Origin of the sequence: Segniliparus sp. (genome assembly GCF_051660745.1) — a bacterium.
Classification (GTDB): Bacteria; Actinomycetota; Actinomycetes; order Mycobacteriales; family Mycobacteriaceae; genus Segniliparus.
On the sequence record NZ_JBOFQF010000028.1, the window covers coordinates 15319 to 38229 of the forward strand.

Below are 22911 nucleotides of genomic sequence, written 5' to 3' on the forward strand. Positions count from 1 at the left end.
GTTGATTGCGTTTGGAATGGTCTTGTGGAGCCGATGACGGGAATCGAACCCGCGTGTTCAGCTTGGGAAGCTGACATTCTACCATTGAACTACATCGGCAGGGGCTAGGAAAAACTCGTTTTCCGAGGCCAGGGGCGTGGAGGCTCGATCATGAGATCGTGTCTCGCGCTGGGATAGCAGTATAGCTGACGGCGCGGGCGATTCGCGACCGGGGTTTTCGGGCAGGCGGCGTGCCAGCCTTGTCGGACGGCCGCGCAGGGGGCGGCGCTAGCCCCATAAGGCGATCGCGCCTGAGACGAGGCAGAATCCCGCGAGCAGCGGCACGCACCATTTCGCCGAGATCCGGAACAGCTCGCCCTCCCGCCCCGTGAGCCCCACCGCGCTGCCCGCGAGGGCGAGGCTCTGCAGCGACATCGGTTTGCCGAAGAACCCGCCCGCGCTGTTCGCCGCCGCGAGCAGGGAGGGCGACAGTCCGACCCGCGTGGCCGCCGCCGCTTGCATGCCGCCGAACAACGCGTTCGAGGTGGTGTCCGAACCGGTCAGGACCACCCCGAACCATCCGACCGCGGCAGAGAGGAAGGCGAAGCCCCGTCCCAGCTCGGCCGCCTGGCTCCCTAGGGCGAGCGCCATTCCGGAGATATTGATGACGTAGGCGAGGGCGAGCATCGCGGCGATGGTGAACGCGGCGACACGGATCTGCGCGGCGGCCTCGCCCAGCGCGGCGAGCGCGCGGCGCGCGCTGACCCCCATGAGCGCGGCAGAGGCGACTCCGACAAGGAACAACGTCGTCCCCGAGGAGCTCGCCCACGCGAGGTGGAATGTGCTGAACGGGGCAGCGAGGCCGGTCGCGGGCAGGCCCGGCCAGTGGAAGGAGATGTCGGTGGCCGCGAGCAGCCTGCGCACGGGGCCGACGAAGGTTTCCACCGCGAAGACAGCGGTCAGCAGGACGTACGGCGAGAACGCGACGATCTTGTCCCGCGCCGAGTCGGGGCTCGGCGTGCGCGCTTGCGCCACGCCGGGCGGGGTCCAGAGCCTCAGGAACACGCCGAGCGCGACGAGCGAACAGACCGCCGAGGCCACATCGGTGAGCTGATAGGCGAAGAACCGCGCGCACAGGTACTGGCCGCCGCCGAAACTGATCCCGACGACCAGCCCGACGGGCCAGAGCTCGCGCAGCGCCCGTCGCCCGTCGAGCAGCGCGAGCAGGACGAACGGCATCACCACGTTCACGATCGCGGAGAACAACCCGACCAGGCCGCCCAGCTGGGCGGCAGGGAACCCGGTCACCTTCGCGAGCGCGTCCACCGGGGTGCCCATCGGGCCGAACCCCGACACAGAAGCCTCCGCGAACAAAGCGATGATCGCGGCCCGGACGGGTTGGAAGCCGAGCGACATCAGCATCACAGACGTGATCGCCGTCGGAGTCCCGAACCCGGACACCGCCTCCACCACCGACCCGAAGCAGAAGGCGACAAGGATCGCCTGGACCCGGGCGTCGCTCGACACCGCGCAGAAGGTCCGCCCGACCACGTTGAAATATCGCGTGGCCCGCTGCAGCTTGTTGAGCCACACCGCGTTGAATATCGTCCATCCCATCGGGAAGACGCCGAACAGGGCGCCTTCGGCGGCGCTCGACAGCGCCTGGCCGACGGGTTGGCGGAACAACGCAGTCGCGAGGAGCAGGGCGAGGGCGAGGCTGATCAGCACGGCTTTGTGCGCGCGCACTCCGAAAACACTGACCAGCAGGAAAAGCGCGACGAGCGGAGCCGCTGCCAAAATTGCCTGCAACGCGATCACACACCCGCCGGTTCGACATCGGCTGGGCGGGCTCGACTCGCCATCCAGTTCTCCTCAAGCTTCGGGAAAGGCTTGCCCCGCCGTGGTCGTCAAGCCGATGTTCCGCAGACCGGTGCCCGTGGTTCCCTCGGCGACCGGTGTAGCTGCGAACGACAGCTCTATCTTATGCCGCCATGCGCCCGGAGATGGCGGCATAGCGCGGCGTCTGATTCATCTCACCGGCTGTTCGATGTTGTGCGGTCGGATCCGGGCCCGCTCGGGCCGGCTGCGCACCACGATGGGCCACCAGAACCATTTGCCGAGGAGCGCGGCGACCGACGGGATGACGAACGAGCGCACGATCAGGGTGTCGAGGAAGAGCCCGATGCCGACCATGGTCCCGATCTGGGCGATGTTGTGGGCGTAGCCCGAGATCATCGCGAACATCGTGAAGCCGAAGACGAGGCCTGCCGTGGTGACCACGTCGCCCGTCGAGGCCATGGCGCGGATGATGCCGGTGTTGATCCCGGCGTGCAGTTCCTCTTTGAACCGCGCGACCAGCAAGAGGTTGTAGTCCGCGCCGACGGCGACGAGGAAGACGAACGAGACCGGGGCCGCCGACCAGTGCAGCGGGTTGCCGATGAGGTCCTGCCAGATGAAGATGCTCAGGCCGAGCGCGGAGAGATAGGACAGCGCCACACTGCCGATCACCGCGAGGGCTGCGACAAGGCTGCGCAGCAGGATGAGCACCACGCAGAACACGAACGCGAATGCGGCGACGGCGCTGGTGACGAAGTCCTCGCGGGCGAAGGCTTGGATGTTGAGCAGCGTGCCGCCCGCGCCGCCGACGCTCACGGTGCTTCCCGCGAGCGAGGTGCCTTTGATCGCGGTGAGCGCCGCCGGAACGATCTTCGCGCTCAAATCCATGCTTTCTTGGCTGAAGCCGGGCATCTCGGCGGTGACGACCATCCGTGTGGCCTTGCCGTCTGGCGAGAAGAAGTAGGGCATGGCCCCTTTGAAGAGGGGGTTCTCCAGCGCTTGGCTCGGGAGGAAGAAGAACCCGTTCGGGTCGCCCGCCGCGAAGCTCTTGCTGATCTCCTCGGTGAACTGGGTGATCTGCTTGACCTGGGGGAGCAGAGCGCTGAGCGTGCTCTGCAACGGCGCGAGCACAGACTTGGCCTGGGCGACGAAGCCTTTGAGCCCGCCGAGCTGCGCGGAGAGCTGGGGAAGCGTCTGCGCGGCGGCGCTCGTGCTGTGCACGAGCCCTTTGACGAGGCCGTCGAACTGGTCGAGGTCGTCGAAGAGCGAGAATCCGGTGAGCGCGGCTTGGCAGAGTTCGTTGTTCTCGCAGTTCGGAATCGAGCTCACGAACTGTTTCGCGGGCTCGGCGGTGTCGCGCAGCGAGTCCAGCTTCTCGACCACGCCCGCGAGCGCCGTCTGCAACTGCTGGGCGCTGCCGACGACCTGCCCGAACCCCTGCTTGCCGGAGTTGAGCACGCCTTCGAGGCCGTTGACGACGCCCGAGAGCTGCCCGATGCGGTCGGAGAGCGTGTTGAGATCGTCGAGGCGTTGGCCGAGCAGGCCGGTCATCTGCGTGAGCCGGTCGCCGATGTACCCGGCCTGGCTGGTGAGCGTGCCCTGTTCGAGCGGGACCGCGAGCGGCCGGGTGATGCCTTGCACCTGGCTGACGCCGGGGAGCGTGGCGATGGCGTTGGCCGCTTTCGCGAGCGCGATCAGGTCCGAGGGGTTGCGCATGTCGTGGTCGGCCTCGACCACGAAAAGGTTCGGGATCAGGATGTTCGGCGGCAGGTGGCGGTCGGCGACGACGATCCCGGTGTTCGCGGGCGAGTCGCTCGGCTGGGCCTTGCGCTCGTCGTAGTTCACCACATAGGTGGGCAGGATGAGGATCACCACGGCGAGCACGCCGAGGCTCGCGACGAGGACCGGCCCAGGCCAACGGACCACGCAGGTGGCGATTCGTCGCCAACGGCGGATCGCTCGCCGCTCGCGTGGCTCGAGGAAGCCGAGCTTGCTCCCGAGCGCGAGGAGCGCGGGGCCGAGGGTGAGGGCCGCCGCGAGTGTGACGGTCACGGCGATGGTGCAGGGCAGTCCGGAGGTGGAGAAGATCGCGAGCCGGGTGAACACCATGCAGGCGGTCGCGCCCGCGACGGTCAGCCCCGACGCGATGATGATGTGCTGCGTCCCGGCGAGCGCGGTGTAGTAGGCGCTCTCCGGGTCTTCGCCCGCCCGGCGGGCCTCCTGGTATCTGCCGAGCAGGAAGATGCCGTAGTCCGTTCCCGCGCCGAGCACGATCACTGAGAGCAGCGAGGACGCGAAGATGGAGACGCCGATGACGCCGTGCATCCCGCAGAGCGCGACCACCGCCCTGGCCACTGCGAGGCTGAGCCCGACGGTCATCAGCGGCACCATGATGGTGACCGGCGACCGGTACACCCAGAGCAGGACCCCGCCGACGAGCACGGTACAGGCGGCGAGCAGGATGATGATCGAGTCGTTGATGGCGACAAGCTCGTCGTTCACCACGACCGAGGCCCCGGTGAGGTAGACGTGGAGCCCCGCAGGGGGAGGGTTCGCGGCGATGATGTCGCGGACCGCCTGCGTTGAGTCCATGGCCAACGCCGTGCCCATGTTCCCCGACAAGTTGACCAGGACGTATGCGGCCTTCCCGTCGTGGCTCTCGTTCGCGGGCGCGAAGTTCGGATCGGACCAGAGGTCCAGTGCCGAGTTGACGTGCTTCTTGTCGTCGAGCAGCTTCTTGAGGAGCGCGGCGTAGTACTGGTGCGCCCCTTCGTCGAGCTGTTGGTCTCCTTCGAGGAGGAGGTAGCCGAAGTTGTTCGTCCCGGTCCCGCCGAAGTACTTGCCGAGCTTCATGAAAGCCTGCACGGAGGCGGCCTCGTCCGGAAGGAAGGACTGGGCGTGCTCTTTGATCACGCTCTCCAGCTGCGGGATGGCGAGGTTGAGGCCCGCTGCGAGCAGCAGCCAGACGAGGATGACGGGCGCGGCGAGCTTGTGGAGCAGCCGGGCGAGCAGCGGGCGCTTCATGCGCTCACCACATTGCAGGTCACGGACGCGGCGGCCCCGGTCGTCGACTGCTCGTCGAGCTGCTGCCCGTTGACGAGGATCCGGCAGGAGACTTGTCCCGCGCTCGCTTGGGCGGTGACGCCGATGGGGATCGTCAGCCGATGGGTGCGCAGCGTCGTCCGCCACGGCAGCGTGGCATTGACCTGTTGGACGGCGTTGTTCTCGTCGAGGTAGGAGAGCGCCACGGCGGCCCCGGGGGGCCCGGAGACCTCGTAGTCGATGGTTTTCTCCCGCAGCCTGCCCAGCTCGGGCGGTTTGGGCGAGTACCCGATCGCCAGATCGGGGATCTCGCTCAGCCGCAGATGCGCCACGTACGCCGCTGTGGCGGCGAGGGTCGCAGCCACGACCAAGTACACCCATGCGTTCTTCACACTCAGCTCCTCTTCGGGCAAGACCGGGATCAAGTGAGCATTATGTTATAGGCCATACCAGCTGGTGGGAGTGATGAATTTCAGTGCCAATGGGCATAGATCACAATAAATTGTGACTCACGTCATCTCGACTCGTCGTCGAGCACGACGGTCGGCGCGTGATGGAACGGAGTCGGCAGATGGGCGAGGAACCAGAGCCGGGGCACATCGCGGTCAACGACGAGGTGCTCGGGAGTGCGCCACACCGGCAACAGGATCCGGATCTGCGCCTCGAGGACCAGGTCGACCGCACGCTGGTAGAGCTGGTCGAGCAGCCAAGGCACGTCCTCCTGCTCGTACCGCTGCGCCCAAGCCGGATCCACTCGGACGTCGAGCGGCTCGCAGTTTCCGCCGACGCTCACCGAGAGCAGCGATTGGGGGCTGTCGACGCAGGTGACGGCGACTTGTGAAGCCGCGCTGTACAGGTCGTGCCGGTCGCTTTCGCGCCCAGGCGCACAAACCCGGAGGCCGAATTTGCCCGCAAGCGCGTCGGCCCGCTTCGGGGCAGGCTCGTAGTCCTGCCGCATCGGGGCGGCGCTGCACCAGCGCAGTTGGGCGAATTCTGGCGCGTGCACAGAGAAATCGACCAAGCCGATCACGAGCGTGCGGATGCCCGCGTCGGGGTCCGTTTGCCGCGCCAGGGCGGACAGGCCCAGCTGCAGGTCTTTGCAGATATTCAAATACATGCTGGTCAGCATCCATTCGATCTCGCCGAGAGTGTGCCAGCGGAGCAGGTCGGGGTCTGCGGACCACGACACCACCCGGCCCCTTGCGTCGACGGTCAGCGAGAGCCGCTCGCCAAGCGCGACGCGCGTCTCGGCCTGCTTTGCCGCGAGGTCGCCGAACGAGTCCCTCGGCCACCCGAACAGTTTCGCGTCGTGGGGCTGCCAGCGGCCCGAGGGCTGCGCGAGGAACTCGGGGAGCGCGTCGTAGGTGCGGGCCGATCCCGCGGACCAGCCGGAGCCGATGAGCGAATCGGGGACTTGGTCCGCGTCGGAGCCCCAGTCCCGGTCTTCGGGCGTGTGCGTGGCGAACCAGGTCGGGTAGCGCTGCCAGAGCGGGGCGAAATGCTTGGCGAGCCAGACCTGCGCCTCGCGCCTCGCGAGCAGGAGGCAGTGCTGCAGGACGTCTTCGAGCTGGGCCTTGGTGTAGAGGCTGGAGAGATCGCCCCTGGTGTACCAGGCGACTTGCCTGCCTGCGGCGTCCACGACAGCTTTCACCCGCTCGTCTTGCGAACCGCTGAAGAACCAGGATTGCGCCTTCTCGAGCAGCTCCGGGTAGTCGGGGTCGGGGCAGTCCACGTCGAGGAGCAGGGGCGGGAACGGGTTCTGCTCCGCCTCGTCCGCCTCTGCAGTGGCGTGCGCGGCGGCTCTGGGGGAGCGCGGCGCCCCGAACGACAGCTCGACGCCGCCGGGGAAGTCGTGTTTGAGCGCGACCGCCCTCGGCTGGACGGCTCTGCCCTGACGGCCTTGTCCCGACGGCGCGGGCAGTTTGTCGAGCCCGAAATGCTCGGCGACGCCCATGCCGCCCATCGCGGCGAGCGCCACGGACCATGTCCACCTGGCCTGCGCCATGATCTTCCCGATCTCGGCGAAGCGCAGCACCCACGAATCAGTCCGGGGGTCCGGGCCGGTGTGGCGGACGTCGAGGATCTCGCCGAAGCGGTTCACCTTGACCACGGACAGCCCGTCGGAGGAAGTGGTCAGCGCTGCGGAATGGAACGCGAACAGGTCGGCGGTCTGCGGCAGCTGCACGACACGACGCGTCGCGGGCGGGGGAGCGCTCGGCGGGGACGGTTCGACGGGCTGCTCGGAAACGGGCAGGATCGCCTCGTCGGACCCCGCGACATCGTGCGGCGGATCCTCGCCAAGGCTCATCGAAAACTCCCACTCCTCGTGACTGCGCGTCGTACGGTGGACTCAGCCTACTTCTTCTTCGACAACGCCGCCACCGGCCAGCGTGGTTCCTGCGCCGCGTGTTTCAATTGCCGCATGCCCGAGGAGAACCGCGCGCGGGTCCGTTGGGCCGCGCTGCCGAGCGCGCCGTACGTGGTGCTCGCCCAGCTGTTCATGGCGGTCGAAATCATCTCGAACATCACGGCCAGCAAGGGCGTCGAGCTGTTCTCCGGGGCTTCATTCTCGATCGGGCCGGTGCAGGTCTTGCCGGTCGTGACGGACGGAGCGTTCTTCCTCTTCCCGCTCAGCTACGTGATCGGCGACGTGCTGAGCGAGGTCTACGGGTTCAAGGCCACCCGGCGCGTCGTGTGGGCCGGGTTCGCGGGCCTGATCCTCGCGGCGGTGTGCTTCCGCGCCGCCATCGGCCTGCCCGCCGCGTGGTTCTACGACCGGACGGAGGCGTTCGGCCAAGTGCTCGGCGCGACGCCGCAGCTCCTTGCGGCGGGGCTCGCGGGGTTCGTCCTGGGAGAGCTGGTCAACAGCTATGTCATGGTCGCGCTCAAGCGCCGCTCCGGCGAGCGGAAGCTGTGGCTGCGGCTGTCGAGCTCGACCCTTGCCGGGGAGCTCGTGGACACCGTCGTGTTCTGCTCCATCGCGGCTGGCGCGATCGGCATCGCCACATGGGGGGACTTCGTCAACTACACGGTGTTCGGCTTCCTGTGGAAATCGGCGGTGGAATTCCTGGTCATGCCGATGACCTATCAAGTCATCAAGCTCGTCAAGCGCCTTGAGCCCAGTTACGGGCCCGAGGCGTAGAGTCGGGCCATGGCTGTCCGGGTAGAACGTTCTGGCGCGGTCACGGTCGTCACGATCGACCGGCCCGAGGCCCGCAATGCGGTCGACGGCGAGCATGCCAAGGCGTTGTCCGACGCGTTCTTGGCGTTCGAGGCCGACGGCGCGGCGAGCGTCGCGGTGCTCCACGGGGCAGGGGGGAGCTTCTGCGCCGGTTTCGACCTCAAGGCCGTCTCTGCGGGAGCGGTTGACCATGTCGTCCCCCCGGACGGCCAGAACCTCGGCCCGATGGGCCCGACCCGCCTCGTGCTCTCGAAGCCGGTGATCGCCGCCGTCGAAGGCTATGCCGTCGCGGGCGGGCTCGAACTCGCCCTCTGGGCAGACTTGCGGGTCGTCGACCCCGGCGCGGTGTTCGGGGTGTTCTGCCGCCGTTGGGGCGTTCCGCTCATCGACGGCGGGACGGTCCGGCTGCCTCGGCTCATCGGCCAGTCGCGCGCATTGGACATGATCCTCACCGGCAGGCCGGTGGACGCGCGGGAAGCGCTGGCGATTGGTCTGGCGAACAGGGTGAGCGCGCCCGGCAAGGCGCTGGACGAGGCCGTCGCCCTGGCGGAAGAGCTCGCGAAATTCCCACAGCAGTGCATGCGCCACGACCGGCTCTCCGCATATGAGCAGGAGCACCTGTCCCTGGGCGAGGCATTGCAGAACGAATGGCGGCACGGGCTGGTCTCGCTCGCGGCGGAGTCGGTGGCCGGGGCAGGCAAGTTCGCGGGCGGCAGCGGCAGGCACGGCGATTTTTCGTAGCCCGCCGTAACATCGAGGATTCCATGTTGTAAATCACACGCAAATTTTCTGCGGCAGCAGCCAGCTTTCTTGCCCCCGTGTGCCTCTTTCGGGGGAATGCGGCAAATATCCTCCATGATCGCGCAAAATCAACTTTTCAGGTGCTTTTCTGCCTCCTTCGCCCGTTCCAGACTGGAAGGAACAACGGGCCCGGCCCTTCGGGCCCGCCATGGCGAAAGACGGGAAAAGGTGGCCGGATCTGATGATGCGTTGCCTGCGCCCCGAGAGCTCCAGCCATACGAGGAACGAGTCCGCCGCATGGCAGAGGTGCTGCCGAAATTGACGGCGACGGGGCATTCGGAATGCGGCAGGGCGCGCGCAACGGTGGGGCACGGGTGCGCCTTGACCGAGCTGTGGCTGGACTGGGACAGGCTTCGGGCGGACTTGGAGCTGCGCCGAGGGCCGCGCAACGAGCTGGTCGGGGCAGAGCATTTGGCGCGGATCATCGAGTCGGCGGTGGTCGCCGCGATTCGAAAACTCCTCGTGGCGGTGAACGACGCCTTCCACAAGCCCGCGCCGAGCAGGGCGGACTTGGAGAACCGGTACTACGACGAGTACTGGGCTCTGCCAGAGCACATGCGGCCGGACACTGTTGACGAGCACATCCGCGAGCGCACGAGGGCCGAGGGGCCACGCGCGACTGCGGAGCGGCAGCGCGAGTCGGACGAGCGCGCGGCGCGGGAGCGCATCGCGAGAGCGCTCGTGGCGTTGCCCTCGGACCCGAGGGAGATCCTCCGATCCGATCCCGGCGTGGTGCTCACGCCCCAAGTCGTCGAGGCGGAGGAGCGGGCCGCCCGGACGCTGGAGCGGCTGCGGCGAATCGACACGACGGCAGTGAAATTCGTGGGAACGGATGACGAGCGCTCGCCGTCGGTCGTCGTGACGACGGACTACTCGGCGCCGTTCTCGCTCTGGCTGCACCCGGGGGTCTTCGCGCGGGTGGGCTCGCGCCTCGACAGGGTCGTCCCGATGTGCGCGGCGAAAGCCCAAGCGAAATTCAGCGAGCTGGTCGAAGGGCCACAAGACGGAAAGGCAATGTGACGTGGCGGGGCAAACGCAGGTCGACACCGACAAGATCAATGTGGCCGAGGCGAAAATCGCGGGCGCGCTCCAGGCGGTCCGTGCGGCGGTGGACCAGCTCAACGCCCATACGAAGGAGTTCTGCGCAGCTGCGGGGAGCGACGCCAAGAACGGCAACCTCAGACGGCAGTCCCAGGCCGACCAAGAGAACAAGGACAAGCAGTTCAGCGCGACGAACGAGGTCGCGGAGCACGACCGAGACGCGGCGCGGGCGGCTGTGGCCGAGTACACCGCTCGGGAAGCGGACAACACGGCCTCGCTCAAAGTCGATCTGAACAGGCCGCTGATCACAGGGTTCGAGTAGGGCGAAGGGAAGACACGTTCAACGATGCGAAGCGAAAAGGAGCAGTCGAGAATGGCACGAGGGTATGGGCGTGGTTCGGCGGCGGTGCTCGCCGGTTTGGCGGTTCTGGGCGTTGCCGCCTGCGAGAGGGGAGGGGGCGGGGGCACTGCTGCCACCATCGTCCAGACGGTGGCTGGCGCTACGGCAGCCACGCCTGCCCCGACCACGCCGAACGTCAGCCCGATCAATGATCGGGCGAAACTGTGTCATTATTTCAACTCGCGGGGTCAAGAGATTGTCAATGCGACGGACGCATACCGAAAATTAACCCTGGCGCATGGTTGGTCTTGGACTGATCCCCAAGTGAGCGCTGCGGCTGACCATGCCACGGAAGTGGTCGGAAGACTTTCGCCATTGCTTCTCTCTGCCGTTGGGCCCGAAGCCCCTCGGGATGTTGGAGACGCCATTCGCCAGTTCGTCGAAGCTGTAAAAAGTTTTGCCGACGCAGTCGCCTCGCGATCGGGCGCGGATGAGCTGAATCCTTTGAATCACAAGTATATGGATGCGCTTGATGTCGCAAATAAAGCTTGTGGCGATTAGTTAGGGATGAAGGTGTATGCGATGAGAATTTTGGTCGGGCAGCCCGTGCGGGCAGTCCTTGCTAGTGTGGCTGTTTTCGGCGTTGCCGCCTGCGAGAGGGGCGAGGGCGGCGGCCCTGCTGCCACCATTCAGACGGTGGCTGGCGCTACGGCAGCCACGCCTGCCCCGACCACGCCCAACATCAGCCCGATCAATGATCGGAGCCTGCTGTGCAGCCGGGCTCTGGGACGGACTCGGGACATCACGAGCGCTTCCGACGCTTATTGGAAGCTTGCTGGAAAATCTGGTTTCGGCGATCCGGAGGTGAGCGACGCTGGCGATAAGTTCCGGGCAGCTGCCGAGAGGACGATTCCGCTTCTGCGAGGCTTGGTTGGCGCCGGGGCTCCCCATGGTGTCGGTGATGCGATTAAGCGATTCGCGGACGCGGCAGACAAGTTTTCCGATGCGGCAGGCGCACATTCTTCAGCGGCAGAAATAAACCCACTGGCGAGTTCTTGCGGCGATGCCTTGGACGGGCTCAAAGAGGCATGCAGAAAGTAAATACGGTTGCCTGAAAATTACTCAAGAGAGGGCTTGGATAATATGGGAATGCCATGGCCGGACAAGTATGGCGCATTTAAAGATATAGCTGACAAACACTATTCGGACGCCGACGAGTCGGTGCTGGACTCGTCGGCGAAGGGGCACGACGCAGGTTTGAAGGCTCTGCAGTCAGCGTTGGAGCAAGCCGATCAGGCGTATGACGAGCTGTTAGGCGCATTCGAAATCGACGGGAAGCAGTCGGACTCCTATAGCGCGGTCAAGGCGCGCCAGTTGGAGTTCCGCCGCAAGGGCGGAGCCTTGGCGGCGAAGGCGCTTGCTGGACAGCAGTTCATGGAGGCAGCTGCCGGACCGGTCAAAGACTCGAAGTCGAACGACCAGGACGCAGGGGGCAAAGCGCTGGAGAAGATCCAGAAAACCCAATTCTGGCCTGATTGGATGCTGCATCAAGCTGGCAAAGAGACCCATATGGAACAAGCAAGGAAACAGCTCGAAGACGACATGTCGGCCAACGAGACCACAAGGGTCAATGCGCTGAACGGGAAGTACAAGGAACCTGCGGGTGGCGACTACGGCTTCGACGGGCGTCCCACAAGCTGGAACAGCGGTGGGGTGAAGAGCGAGACAGGGCGCACGGATGCTGGAAGCGACACCGCTGTTGGCCCTGTGGAGAGCGAGACGGGGCAAACGAGTTTTGGGCGCGATGCACCTGCTCATCCTGTGAAGAGCGAGACGGGGCAAGCCAGCTTTGGAAGTGATGCTCCCGCTCGCCCTGTCGTGAGCGAGACAGGGCGCACCGACACACAGCAGGGCGCTTCCCGTACAGATGAGTCCGGCCAGCAATCCGCTGTGCCGGGAGCAGGCGGCCAAGGGGCTGGCGGCGCCAGCGCTTCCCAAGGCGCTGGCGGCAGCGGTTCGGGCGGCGCTGGCGCGCCGACGGGCAGCGGTTCCGCCGCAACCGGTTTGCAGTCGGGCGCCGCAGTGGCGGGCAAGCCGCAGGCCGCGCCCCCGCCCTCGATCTCCGGCGGGGGCGCTGGCGGCGGTGGGGGAGCCGGAGCCCTGCCTTCCATTGGCGGCCTCGCGGGCGGTCCCGGCGCGGGCGCCGGTCTCGCGCCCCGTATCGGAGGACTCGGGGGCGGTTCGGAAGCGCCCCGGACCGGCGTGCAAGGCGCTGGCGTGGCAGAGAAGCCTGCGGCGCAGTCGTCCTCGTCTGGCTCCGGTCCTCAGCAAGGCTCTGGCTTGAGCCGAGGCGGCGGCGGTGTTGGCGCTGGCGGGGCGACACATGCCCAGTCCGCGCAGCAGGCTGCCCTGCGCGACGCGCTGCGCGGCGACACGGCGGGCGGAGCCTCGGGCACGGGCAGGCGTCTCGACCACCAGAACCAAGCGTTGGGCACGGTACGGGCGGCCCAGTTGTCCCCGACGGCCTTGCAGTCGGCGCACGCGCAATCTGCGCAGCTCCTCTCCTCGTTCGGCGGGCTGGCGGGATCGCTGGCCTCGGCGCACCCCGCGTCCGGCGCGGGAGAGCTCGCGCACTGGATCGTCAACGGCGGCACGATCGTCGGCGCGGGCCGGGCCGGGTTCCTCGCGGACGGCGTCACCTGGGGCAGGGTCGAGCAGCCGCCGTTCGAGCATGTCGGCGTCACCGGTTTGGTGTTGTTGTTCGAGGACTCCCGTGTGGAGCCGAACCGGGACGCGGGCGTGTTCCGGCCGGTCGCCGCGCGAGTGACCACGACCGGGTGGATGGGCGAGGCCGACCCCGAGATGCGCCTGCCCGAGGGGACGCGGATCTTGGACCGCTCCCAGGCCCCGGCGGCGACCGACCACATCACCGACGCGGGCCTGCTCGCGCGGGGGCTCGGGCGATGGCTGCTGGACAGCGGGCTCGACGGCGACAGGTCTTGGCGGCTCGTCGCGGTCTGCTTCTTGGAGGAACCGGACACGGAGAGCGTTGACGGGCTGCTGCGCTTGCAGCATCAAGTGGAGTCGTACTGGCCCGGCCGTCCGGGCTACGAGGCGGACGTGCCGCAAACGGCCGTCGCGGACGCGCGGTCCCTCGGCGGCGAGGAGCTGCGCGTGAAGCAGAACGACCCGCTCAGGCACGCCCAGGATCTGGCGCGCCTTGACCCGGACGGGCTGTACGACCCGACGGGCCTGCCCGCCAAAGAGGCGGCCTGGTATCGGGAGGCCGCCGAACGGGCGCAGCGGCCACAGCTCACGAACGCCCGCTGGAAGCAAGAGCTCGACCAGTACCGCAGGGAAGAGCGCGGCGGCGGGCCTAACTGGTGAGCGGGGGACGGGCGCGAGATGGATTGGGCAACGGCTCCTGACGCGGCTGTGTGGGCCGCTGCGGTGCGAGGGACAAGGCTTGAACATGTGGGCCTGATGGAGGCAGCTGCCGAAGGCTTTTTCGAGGCGGCGGGCTGGGCGGAGGCGATGGCATGCCGAGCGGCGTGCGGCTATGAGCGGCTGCGGGCCATGAACGCTGCGCGGTCCCCGGACGATCCGCTGCAGCAGCGCGTTTTCGCGGAATACCGCGATGCGCTGGGACCTGGCGAGCTGCCGCCGGTCGGGTTCACCCGCCGGATGCTGGAAGCGATGTTCGACCGGGCCGCGTTGGCGTTGTGGGAACACGCGGCGCAGGCGGGCGAAGAGGCGTCGGCGTTGTTGGCGGCGGCTCGTGCGTGGGCGAAAGAAACGGAACAGTCGTGGACAGGCGTCGATTGGCGGCGGGACGGATACGACGCCCTCGCCCGCGAGAACGGCGGAGACGAGCTCTGGCGGACTTCGCGCGAGGATATCGCGGCGGGGGCGCAAGGGTGGTTCGTCCTGCCGGAAGGGCTTGCCCCTCCGGTCCGGCACTGGCGGCTGTCCTCGGCGCTCCAGCACGCTTTCCCGCCGGACGTGCTCCGGCAAGCGTGCGGCTCCCCGTACGCGATGCTGCAGGATCTGCGCCCCTCGAAAGAGGCGGGCCTGCGGCTCTCGCTCGAATACGCAGGCGAGCCGATGGCGGACCTGTTCGAGCTGGTCATCGCGTGGCATTGTCACGCGGGGGATCTGCTGAACGAGCTGGCGTGCAGGCTCGCCGAGCTACACGGCCCATGGTTGGACGCGTTGTGGCTCTACATGGAGACCGGCGTGTGGCTATTGCGCGACGGGCGAGATCTCACGAATCTCGACCGGTCTTGAGGCGCGGGTCCACGCGAGCGCTGTCGCCGAGGTCACCACGACCGCGCCCGCCACATGCAGCACCACGAGCAGCGCGGGCACGCCGAGGTGGTACTGCGCTATGCCGAGCGCGCCTTGGGCAAGGGCGAGCCCGACGACGAGGACTGCCGCTCTGCGGGCTTGCGGGCCTGCCGCACGCGCGAACCACGCGAGCGCGGCCAAAGACGCGAGATACGCCAGCACGAGTACGCCATGCCAGCGGGCGAGCTCGACGATCGGCAGATCGAGGCGCGCGACGGGTCGCGTCGGGCTCTTGTCTCCCGCGTGCGGGCCCGCGCCTGTCACGAATGTGCCTGCGACGAGGACGAGCACGAGCAGCACGCCGGACACGGTCGCGCTGGCTCGCAGCCCCCGGTCGGCGCCGTGCGCGGGCAGGTCGTTGTCCGGCTGGCGGATTTTCACGACCAACAGGGTCGCGAGCCAGACCATCGCCATCGAGGCGACGAGGTGGATCGCCACGGTCCACCATTTCAGGCCCGCGAGCACGGTGATGCCGCCGATCACCGCCTGCGCGAGCGTGCCGCCGATCATGGCCCAGCCGAGGACCAGCACTTCGCGCCTGCGGTGCGCACGCGTGACCAGCAACGCGACGGCGATGGCCGCGAGGCTCACCAAACCGGTGAGCGTTCGGTTGCCGAATTCGATTGCCTGATGCTGCCAGGGGACCAGCGCGTCGGGTCTCGGTGTCATGCTGTCGGGGAAACAACCAGGCCAGGTGGGGCATCCAAGGCCGGACGAGGTGACGCGCACCACCGCGCCGGTGACGGTGATGAGCCCTTGCGTCACGAGGCAGACCAGCGCGGCGAGCCATTGCTGCCCGGAGGTGGGCTGCCAGTTCGCGATGCGGTCCTTCTGGGCTGTGTTCACGAACTCATCGTAGTTTCTACTACGGATAGTAGTAGAAATGGGTCCGGTTCAGCTTGGGCTGGTGGTGTGGTGTTGGCCGGTTGGGCTGGTCCAGTGGACGGTTCCGTCGGGTTCTTGTGTGTCGTGCCAGTGGCCGTGGGTTTTGGCTCGGTGGTGGTGTCGGCAGAGGCGTTTCAGGTTTTCGGGAATGGTGAGGCCACCGGATTCGGGGTGTTCGTGGTTGAACGGGATGGTGTGATCCAACTCTGTTCGGGCTCGCCGGTAGCAGCCGGGGAAGCGGCAGTGTCCATCGCGTGTGTTGACGTGGGTCTCGACTGCTGAAGTTGGCTTGTATTGCTGGGGGTCTGTGGTGAATTTGATCCGCGAGGCCGCTTTGGCGAGCATTCGTGCGAGTCCCGAGTCAATCGGGGCTCCGTCCAGGAGCGCGGGTGCGGCGTCGCCAGCCAGAAGCGTGGTCTCGGTGATGACGAGTTCGATGTTCTTGGTGTGATGTGCGGGTCTTTGGGCTGCCTTGCAGGACGGCTTGCCGCATTCGCAGACGAGTTGGTGTTCTTCGCCGAGGATCGCGAGTGCGTCGCTGTGGCGGGTGAAGATGGGTCTTCCGTCGTCGGGGCACACGGTGCGGGCGATGGCGTCGAGGCGTTCGCGCAACTCGGCTGCCGCTTCCAGCGGCATCGTCCCACGCAAATCCGCCATGCCGTCACTGACGGGGGTGATGGTGAAGGAGCGGGACTTGTGCGCCCGCTCCCTGCGTTTCTTGCACCACTCCGGGTCGAGCCGCAGGTACTGGGCCTCCATCAGTTGCGAGATCTTCCCGTACGAGCACATCCGCCAGCGCGGTGCCTGGGCGGCGAGCCACGCGTCCAGCTCCTCCCGGCAACCGCTCGGGGCGAAACTGAGGTTCTCGCCCACGAACCGGGCGGCTTTCGCCGAGACCTCGGCCGCCGCCAGCTTCGCCCCGAGTTTCGGATAGTTGACCGTCATGTCCTCCGCGAAGGACAGCATGGCCTCCGCGCCGCGCGACGACACCCCGAGCACGGGAGCAAGTTCTAAGAGCACGGCCTCACGCGTGGCGAAGGAGAAAATCCCTTTCCCCACGGCCTTCTCCTCGCGGATCTGGCGCTGCGCCACCTCCTCGGCGATCCTCGCCACCAGCACAGCCTTCCGCGACAGCAGCACCGCCTCCTCGCGCTCCACTTCTGCGAGCGCGGCAAGCAGATCCCTCACCGCCGAACCGGTTCCCGCCGTGTCATCCATACGTTCGATTCTACCCGAAAACACCAGGCGGAACAAGGAAAAACCACACGCTCGCGTGCCTACTTAATGCAGCCTGCGCAATGCTCGTTGCCGACTTGACGAAGCGGGCAGAAGGCAGCTTTTAGGTGTAAAGGGCTTCGATCTCGCTCGCGTACGACTTCGCCACCACGTCTCGTTTGATCTTGAGCGTGGGGGTCAGCGTGCCGCCCTCGATGGAGAAGTCCTCCGGAAGCACTGCGAACTTCTTGATCGCCTCGGCATGCGAGACCTGCTTGTTCGCGCCGTCCACGGCTTTTTGCAGTTCGGCTTTGAGATCCGAGTTCTTCGCAAGCTCGGCGATCGGGGCGTCCGCAGGCAAGCCATGCGCCACGGCCCACGAGGAAGCGGCCTCCGGGTCGAGGGTGAGGAGCGCCGCGATGAACGGGCGGTCGTCGCCGACGACGACGCTCTGGCTCACCAGCTCGTGCTCTTTCAATCCGTCTTCGAGCACCTGAGGCGCGACGTTCTTGCCGCCAGCGGTGACGATGATGTCCTTCTTGCGCCCGGTGATGAACAGGAAGCCGTCCTCATCGATCCGGCCGAGGTCGCCGCAATGGAACCAGCCGTCCTCGATCGCGCCCTTCGTCGCCTCGGGGTTGCGCCAGTACTCGCCGAACACGACCGGCCCGGAGAGCAGGATCTCGCCGTCGTCGGCGATGCGCGCGCCGCAGCCCGCCATCAGTTTGCCGACCGAGCCGATCTTGTTCCCCTCGGGGGAGTTGAAGGTGATCGCCGCCGTGCTCTCCGTGAGCCCGTAGCCCTGGTAGATATTGATCCCGATGCCGCTGAAGAAGTGCACCAGCCTCGGGGCGATCGCCGCCCCGCCCGACACAGCGGCGAACAGCTTGCCGCCGACAGCGGCGCGGAGCTTGCCGTACAGGAGCCGGTCGAAGAGGGCATGCTGCAGTTTGAGGGCGAGGCCGGGCTTGCCCTCCTGCGAAGCCTCGCTGTACGCGATCGCGACCGCGCTCGCGCGCTCGAAGATCTTCTCCTTGCCCCCGGCGGCGGCTTTCTTCTTCGCCGAGTCGTAGACCTTCTCGTAGACCCTCGGCACCGAGAAGAGCAGCGTGGGCTGGATCTTCTGCAGGTCCTCCGACAAGTTCACGGTGGAGGAGAGGAACGTGATGAGCACGTCGGAGCTCATGCACGTGATGGTGAGCGCGCGGGCGAAGATATGGGCCAACGGCAGGAACATCGCCGTGGTCGACTGGCCCTCTTTCGGGGCCATCGCCCTGACCGGCTCCTGGGTCGCGATCACCTCGGCGAGGAAGTTCCGGTGCGTGAGGCACACGCCCTTCGGCCTGCCAGTCGTGCCGGAGGTGTAGATGAGCGTGGCGAGGTCGTCCGCTCCGCGCTGCGCTCGGCGCGCGTCGAGCTCGCTGTCGGGGACGTCCGCGCCGCGCCGCACGAGTTCGTCGACCGCCGCGTCGCTGAAGACCAAAGTCTCGCGCAATGTGGCGATAGTCTCACACGTGGCTTGATGCGCCTGCTGCAATTTCGTGTCGTCCACGACGAAGAGCTTCGCCTCCGAGTCGCTGAGGATCCACCGGACTTGCTCGCTGGACGAGGTCTCGTAGACAGAAGTGGTGACGGCCCCGGCGGCCCAGGCCGCGAAGTCCAAGAGCGTCCACTCGTAACGGGTCGGCGCGCAGATCGCGATCCGGTCGCCGAGCTCGATCCCCGATGCGACGAGGCCCTTTGCGACCTTGCGCACCTCTTCGTAGAAGGTCTGGGCGGTTACTTTCCGCCCTGAGCCGTCGGTCGTCTGGTCGAAGAAAATATGGTTCGGGCTTTTCGTGGCTCGTTCCGAAACCACGTCGAGGACGGTGGCGGAGTCAGCGATGGTCAACGGGGTGCGGTTGTGGGTCTCACGCATGGCCTCAGCCTAGTCTGTGAGTCTTTCGCCCGAGCTTCAGCCTCGCCTCACGGCTTGGCGGCGCGGAACTGTTGCGCGCCCTCGAATTGCGAGCGGGGCTTGACGGTGATCGAGTCGATGTTGACGTGCGCGGGGCGAGTCGCGATGAAACCGATGACTTCCGCGATGTCTTGGGCCACCAATGGGGTGATTCCCTCGTACACCGAATCGGCCCTCGCCTGGTCGCCGCCGAACCGGACGAGCGAGAACTCGGTGTTCACGGCGCCGGGTTTGACTTCCGAGACCCTGATCGGCTCGCCCTTGAGCTCCAGCCGCAACGTGCGGTGCAGTGCGGACTGGGCGTGCTTCGCGGCGGTGTACGCGGAGCCTCCCGTGTACACCGTGTCCGCCGCGATCGAAGTCACTGTGACGATGAGCGCGTCGTCGGAAGCGCGGAGCAGCGGAAGCAGCGCTTTCGTGACCCGGAGGGTGCCGAACACGTTGACTTCGATATTCGCCCGCCACTCGTCGACAGAGGCGTCTTCGAACGCGGTGAGGCCGAACGCGCCGCCCGCGTTGTTCACGAGGACGTCCACCGAGGGGAGCTGCGCGGCGAACTCGTCCACCGACTTCTGATCGGTGACGTCCAAGGGCAGCGCCCTCGCGCCGATCCGCTCGGCGACCGCGCTGAGCCGGTCGAGCCGCCTGGCCCCGACGACCACGTCGAAACCGGCCTCGACCAGCGTCGCGGCGGTCGCCTCGCCGATCCCGGAACTTGCGCCAGTCACCACAGCGGTACGTGTCATGCCGCCATCGTAGCCCGGTGCTCGGCGATCTGGCCTGCCCTGTGTTAATCTGTGCCCATGCAGGCCTCGAACAAGTTGCCGGCCCATGAGCTCACCGCTCTGGGCAATCGCCTGCCGCCCATTCGGGAATTGTGTCGCTTCTGCTGTTGACCGCCCGTGCGCGCCTCCCGCGAAAGAGCAGATCTCACTGATCTTTAACCCCCCGACCTCAAGGGGCTCGCGACGGAACGCCGGATTTGAACTTTCTGTTCCCAATCTCCACAGCAGACATTCCGCCAGCGAACGAAGAGCTGGCGCTCTCGACAGAGGAATTCCACGACATCATGGCTTCTCCATTGCTTTCTCCGACCCGTGTCCCCAGCCCTTCCCGTTTGCTCGTGCGACCGGAGACCGCCGTTCGGGGCGAAACCGCCGTGCGGCTGCGCCCGGTCGGCCTTCCCGTCCGTCGAGACCTGGGCCGCGTGGTCCAGCCCCGGCTGGGCTTCTCCGACGTCCCCGCCTCGGCGGTCCTGCACGCCGCGCGCGGCAAAGGGGCCGTGAGCCGGGACGTGCTCGCGAAATCGACCGACCTCTCGGTCGCGACCGTGAACCGCCAAGTCGTCGCGCTGCTCGAGGCGGGGCTGCTGCGCGAGCGGGCCGACCTCGCGCCGAGCGGCCTTGTCGGGCGCCCGCGCGTGCCCGTCGAGGTCGACCACGAGCCTTATCTCGTGCTCGGCGTCTACGTGGGGCTCAACTCCGTCTCCATTGTCGCGGGCGATATCCGGGGGAAGGTGCTCGACTCCGCGGAGTTCCCGACCCCGCGCGGGAACGTCAAAGACGCCCTTGAGCAGATCGCGTCGAGCGCGCGGCAGTACTTGGTGCGTTGGCCGCGCAGGCGCCCGCTGTGGGCAGGGGTGGCGAGCGTCGGCTCGGTCGACCCTGTCGCGGGCACGACGACCCGTGCGGAGCTGGGCTGGAAGGACGCGCCGCTCGCCGGGGTCGTCTCCGCGAAACTCGGCCTGCCGACCTCGCTCGCGGTGCAGGTCGAAGCGGTCGCCGCAGCGGAGCTGCTGCTGCCGCCGAGCAACCACGTCGTGACGAGCCCGGTGCGGGAGCGGACCACGCTGCACTTCTACGGCAGGGAGTCGCTGGGCACGGCGCTGACGATCGGCGGCAGGGTGCACAGCCCGAAGAGCGGTCCGGGCACGATCTCGCATCTGCCGGTGCGCTCCAAGCTCCTCCTCGGCCACGAGGGCGCGGGCGCCCTCGCCGACGCGGTGAGCGACAGCGCCGTGGCGCTCGCGTGGACCAGGCTCACCGGAGCCAAGGCCCATCCTCGGTCCGCGCAGACAGTGCAAGACGTGATCCGCCAGGCGGCGGCAGGAGATTCCGTCGCCCAAGAGCTCTTGGGCGAGCGCTCGCGCCTCTTCGGCGAGTCGGTCGCCATCGCGGCGAGCTTCGTGAACCCGGACGAGGTGGTGCTCGGCGGGCAGGCGTTCACCTCGTACCCGGAAGCCGCCGAGCAGGTGGCGAAGGCGTTCCAGGAGGCATCGGCCACACCGGGCGTCCCGGTCCGCGTCACCCGGCTCGGCTCGAAAGTCCAGGAGTTCGCCGCGCTCGCGGTCGCGCTCTCCGCGGTCTGGGCGGACCCGATCGGGGCATGGCGCCAGGCAGGTCTCGCGGCGTGATTTGACGGCGCGCGGAGGAGGTGTCCTACCCTGGAGGGATGGCCACCTCCTCCAGACCCCGGCCGCCAGCGGTCTCGACACTGGCCAGCCGGTCGCCGACGCAGCCGCGCCGTGTGGCGGTGCTCTCCTTGCACACCTCTCCCTGGGCGCAGCCCGGGAGCGGCGACGCGGGCGGTATGAACGTGTACATCCGCAACACGTCGATTGCTTTGGCGCGTCGCGGGGTCGCGGTCGAGATCTTCACCAGGGCGACTTCCTCGGACGACCCGCCGAGCTGGGAGCCAGTGCCCGGAGTGGTCTTGCGCAACGTTGTCGCGGGTCCTTTCGAGGGGTTGCGCAAAGAGGAGCTGCCCAGCCAGCTCTGCGCGTTCACTGCGGGGGTGCTCCGCGAATGCCTCGGGCATGAGGCGTGGCACCACAGCCTCGTCCACTCGCACTACTGGCTGTCCGGCCAAGTCGGCTGGCTCATCAAGGACCGGCTCGGCGTGCCGCTCGTGCACACCGCGCACACGCTGGCCGCGGTGAAGAACGCGACACTGGCCGAAGGCGACGCCCCGGAGCCGTTGCAACGGCTGGTGGGGGAGGGCCAGCTCGTCGCAGAGTCGGACCGAATGATCGTCAACACCCAGGTCGAGGCCGAGCACTTGGCGCAGTACTACGCGGCAGACCCGCAGAAGATCGACGTGGTGGCTCCGGGGGTGGACCTCTCGGTTTTCCGGCCCGGCGGCAAAGCCGTTGCGCGCGCGGGCCTCGGCCTCGACCCGGCCGAACAGATTGTGGCGTTCGTCGGCAGGATCCAGCCGCTCAAAGGCCCGGACATCTTGCTCGCCGCCATGGCCCCGATCCTGCGGTCGAAGCCGGGAGTCCGGCTGTTGGTCGTCGGCGAGGCCTCGGGCTCGGGCCTGAGCCCCGAGCGGCTGATGGCGGCGGCCGAGGAGTTCGGCGTCGCGGGCCAAGTGACAATGTGGCCCGCCCAGCCGCCCGCCCGGCTCGCGCAGATCTACCGCGCGGCCGACCTTGTCGCGGTGCCGAGCCATTCGGAGTCCTTCGGCCTGGTCGCCATCGAGGCGCAGGCGTGCGGCACGCCGGTGGTCGCGGCTGAAGTCGGCGGCCTGCCGGTGGCGGTCGCGGACCAGGTGAGCGGCGTGCTGGTGGACAGCTGGGCGCCCGAGCGCTGGAGCGAGGAGATCGCGAGCTTGCTCGCCGCGCCGAAGCTGCTGCGCGAGATGGGGGAGGCCGGCGTCGTGCACGCCAGCCGTTTCTCGTGGGACGCCACGGTCGACGGGCTCCTCGCCTCGTACCAGGCGGCGCTGCGCCCCGCCGCCACGCAGATGCGGGCGGTGAGCGGGTGAGCGAGGCGGACGGGACGCGCGAGCGGCTCCGCGACAGCCTGCGCGAGCTGGAGATCGATGCGGAGGAGATCGAAGAGCACAGAGTCTTCTGGGTGGTCCTCCCCGCCGAGCGCCGCCACCAGGTCGGCGTCGCCCTCGCGCCGCGCGACGGCGGGGTCCGGGTCGAGGCGTTCGTCTGCCGTGCCCCCGAGGAGAACCACGAGGACGTGTTCCGATTCCTCTTGCAACGCAACCAAGGGCTGTACGGGGTGCATTACACTATCGACAAGCCCGGCGACGTGTACCTGATCGGGTACATTCCAAAAGCCGCGCTCGGGGCGGACGAGCTCGACCGGGTGCTTGGGCAAATCGTGCTCGCCGTCGATTCCGACTTCAACCAATTGCTCTCGCTCGGCTTCGCGGAGGCGATCCGGCGGGAATGGCAGTGGCGGACTTCGCGAGGGGAGTCGACGAAGAACCTCGCGGCGTTCACCCATCTGCTCGACGAGAGCGGGGCCTGATCACGCCTGCCCGCAGGCGATG

18 protein-coding genes and 1 tRNA gene are annotated in these 22911 nt (G+C 67.5%); 10 read left to right on the forward strand and 9 right to left on the reverse strand.

The annotated features are described in order from the left end of the window. Window positions 1–25: 25 nt before the first annotated feature. From ACRC20_RS07580 to ACRC20_RS07600, 5 genes are all read right to left on the reverse strand, one after another. Window positions 26–99: transfer RNA gene (locus ACRC20_RS07580), tRNA-Gly, on the reverse strand. Between the two features lie 168 nt (window positions 100–267). Beyond that, window positions 268–1797 carry an L-lactate permease gene (locus ACRC20_RS07585; RefSeq protein ID WP_438685755.1) on the reverse strand — a complete coding sequence of 510 codons (1530 nt, stop codon included), beginning with the start codon at window positions 1795–1797 and terminating at the stop codon, window positions 268–270. Between the two features lie 210 nt (window positions 1798–2007). Further along, window positions 2008–4839: an RND family transporter gene (locus ACRC20_RS07590; RefSeq protein ID WP_438685756.1), complete on the reverse strand. Its 2832-nt coding sequence runs from the start codon at window positions 4837–4839 to the stop codon at window positions 2008–2010. After that, window positions 4836–5249, reverse strand: coding sequence for an MmpS family transport accessory protein (locus ACRC20_RS07595; protein ID WP_438685757.1), 414 nt, complete (start codon window positions 5247–5249; stop codon window positions 4836–4838). Before ACRC20_RS07595 ends, ACRC20_RS07590 begins: the two co-directional genes overlap by 4 nt. Before the next feature lie 122 nt (window positions 5250–5371). Then, window positions 5372–7165, reverse strand: a complete 1794-nt coding sequence (locus ACRC20_RS07600; RefSeq protein ID WP_438685758.1) for a hypothetical protein — start codon at window positions 7163–7165, stop codon at window positions 5372–5374. A 114-nt stretch (window positions 7166–7279) separates the two neighbouring features. On the opposite strand from ACRC20_RS07600, the gene ACRC20_RS07605 reads away from it, so the two are divergent. From ACRC20_RS07605 to ACRC20_RS07635, 7 genes are all read left to right on the forward strand, one after another. Further along, window positions 7280–7999 (forward strand): queuosine precursor transporter, encoded by a 720-nt coding sequence (locus ACRC20_RS07605; protein ID WP_438685759.1) that lies wholly within the window; start codon window positions 7280–7282, stop codon window positions 7997–7999. A gap of 9 nt (window positions 8000–8008) precedes the next feature. Continuing rightward, window positions 8009–8779 carry a crotonase/enoyl-CoA hydratase family protein gene (locus ACRC20_RS07610; RefSeq protein WP_438685760.1) on the forward strand — a complete coding sequence of 257 codons (771 nt, stop codon included), beginning with the start codon at window positions 8009–8011 and terminating at the stop codon, window positions 8777–8779. A 297-nt stretch (window positions 8780–9076) separates the two neighbouring features. Beyond that, window positions 9077–9859, forward strand: a complete 783-nt coding sequence (locus ACRC20_RS07615; protein ID WP_438685761.1) for a hypothetical protein — start codon at window positions 9077–9079, stop codon at window positions 9857–9859. A gap of 1 nt (window position 9860) precedes the next feature. Further along, on the forward strand, window positions 9861–10202 hold the full coding sequence (locus ACRC20_RS07620; protein ID WP_438685762.1) for a hypothetical protein: 342 nt from the start codon (window positions 9861–9863) through the stop codon (window positions 10200–10202). A 51-nt stretch (window positions 10203–10253) separates the two neighbouring features. After that, window positions 10254–10781: a hypothetical protein gene (locus ACRC20_RS07625; protein ID WP_438685763.1), complete on the forward strand. Its 528-nt coding sequence runs from the start codon at window positions 10254–10256 to the stop codon at window positions 10779–10781. 717 nt (window positions 10782–11498) lie between these two features. Continuing rightward, complete coding sequence (locus tag ACRC20_RS07630) at window positions 11499–13607, forward strand: hypothetical protein (RefSeq protein ID WP_438685764.1); 2109 nt, start codon at window positions 11499–11501, stop codon at window positions 13605–13607. Window positions 13608–13694: 87 nt separating this feature from the next. Next, window positions 13695–14507 carry a hypothetical protein gene (locus tag ACRC20_RS07635; protein ID WP_438685765.1) on the forward strand — a complete coding sequence of 271 codons (813 nt, stop codon included), beginning with the start codon at window positions 13695–13697 and terminating at the stop codon, window positions 14505–14507. On the opposite strand, the gene ACRC20_RS07640 is transcribed toward ACRC20_RS07635, so the two are convergent. The 4 genes from ACRC20_RS07640 to ACRC20_RS07655 form a co-directional block, all read right to left on the reverse strand. Further along, on the reverse strand, window positions 14463–15413 hold the full coding sequence (locus ACRC20_RS07640) for a COX15/CtaA family protein (protein ID WP_438685766.1): 951 nt from the start codon (window positions 15411–15413) through the stop codon (window positions 14463–14465). The genes ACRC20_RS07635 and ACRC20_RS07640 overlap by 45 nt on opposite strands. Window positions 15414–15461: 48 nt before the next feature. Further along, entirely contained in the window at window positions 15462–16670 is a 1209-nt protein-coding gene (locus ACRC20_RS07645; RefSeq protein ID WP_438685767.1) for a DUF222 domain-containing protein, read from the reverse strand. Window positions 16671–16791: 121 nt separating this feature from the next. Further along, a complete protein-coding gene (locus ACRC20_RS07650; protein ID WP_438685768.1) occupies window positions 16792–18585 on the reverse strand; it encodes an AMP-dependent synthetase/ligase in 1794 nt (597 codons plus the stop codon). Window positions 18586–18632: 47 nt separating this feature from the next. Further along, window positions 18633–19370, reverse strand: coding sequence for an SDR family oxidoreductase (locus ACRC20_RS07655; protein ID WP_438685769.1), 738 nt, complete (start codon window positions 19368–19370; stop codon window positions 18633–18635). A 323-nt stretch (window positions 19371–19693) separates the two neighbouring features. Between ACRC20_RS07655 and ACRC20_RS07660 the strand changes: the two genes are divergently transcribed. Genes ACRC20_RS07660 through ACRC20_RS07670 form a run of 3 tightly spaced genes read left to right on the forward strand, consistent with a single transcriptional unit; the run spans window position 19694 to window position 22889 of the window. Then, on the forward strand, window positions 19694–21037 hold the full coding sequence (locus tag ACRC20_RS07660) for an ROK family protein (RefSeq protein ID WP_438685770.1): 1344 nt from the start codon (window positions 19694–19696) through the stop codon (window positions 21035–21037). Window positions 21038–21075: 38 nt separating this feature from the next. Beyond that, on the forward strand, window positions 21076–22389 hold the full coding sequence (gene mshA, locus ACRC20_RS07665) for a D-inositol-3-phosphate glycosyltransferase (RefSeq protein ID WP_438685771.1): 1314 nt from the start codon (window positions 21076–21078) through the stop codon (window positions 22387–22389). Then, window positions 22386–22889, forward strand: coding sequence for a YbjN domain-containing protein (locus ACRC20_RS07670; RefSeq protein WP_438685772.1), 504 nt, complete (start codon window positions 22386–22388; stop codon window positions 22887–22889). Before mshA ends, ACRC20_RS07670 begins: the two co-directional genes overlap by 4 nt. Window positions 22890–22911 lie beyond the last annotated feature (22 nt).

Excerpts from the sequence above, each read along its gene's own strand:
- ACRC20_RS07590 (WP_438685756.1), bottom strand. The coding sequence starts at position 4,839 with ATGAAGCGCCCGCTGCTCGCCCGGCTGCTCCACAAGCTCGCCGCGCCC.
- ACRC20_RS07600 (WP_438685758.1), bottom strand. The coding sequence starts at position 7,165 with ATGAGCCTTGGCGAGGATCCGCCGCACGATGTCGCGGGGTCCGACGAG.
- ACRC20_RS07605 (WP_438685759.1), top strand. The coding sequence starts at position 7,280 with ATGCCCGAGGAGAACCGCGCGCGGGTCCGTTGGGCCGCGCTGCCGAGC.
- ACRC20_RS07610 (WP_438685760.1), top strand. The coding sequence starts at position 8,009 with ATGGCTGTCCGGGTAGAACGTTCTGGCGCGGTCACGGTCGTCACGATC.
- ACRC20_RS07615 (WP_438685761.1), top strand. The coding sequence starts at position 9,077 with ATGGCAGAGGTGCTGCCGAAATTGACGGCGACGGGGCATTCGGAATGC.
- ACRC20_RS07625 (WP_438685763.1), top strand. The coding sequence starts at position 10,254 with ATGGCACGAGGGTATGGGCGTGGTTCGGCGGCGGTGCTCGCCGGTTTG.
- ACRC20_RS07645 (WP_438685767.1), bottom strand. The coding sequence starts at position 16,670 with ATGGATGACACGGCGGGAACCGGTTCGGCGGTGAGGGATCTGCTTGCC.
- ACRC20_RS07650 (WP_438685768.1), bottom strand. The coding sequence starts at position 18,585 with ATGCGTGAGACCCACAACCGCACCCCGTTGACCATCGCTGACTCCGCC.
- ACRC20_RS07655 (WP_438685769.1), bottom strand. The coding sequence starts at position 19,370 with ATGACACGTACCGCTGTGGTGACTGGCGCAAGTTCCGGGATCGGCGAG.
- ACRC20_RS07660 (WP_438685770.1), top strand. The coding sequence starts at position 19,694 with ATGGCTTCTCCATTGCTTTCTCCGACCCGTGTCCCCAGCCCTTCCCGT.
- mshA (WP_438685771.1), top strand. The coding sequence starts at position 21,076 with ATGGCCACCTCCTCCAGACCCCGGCCGCCAGCGGTCTCGACACTGGCC.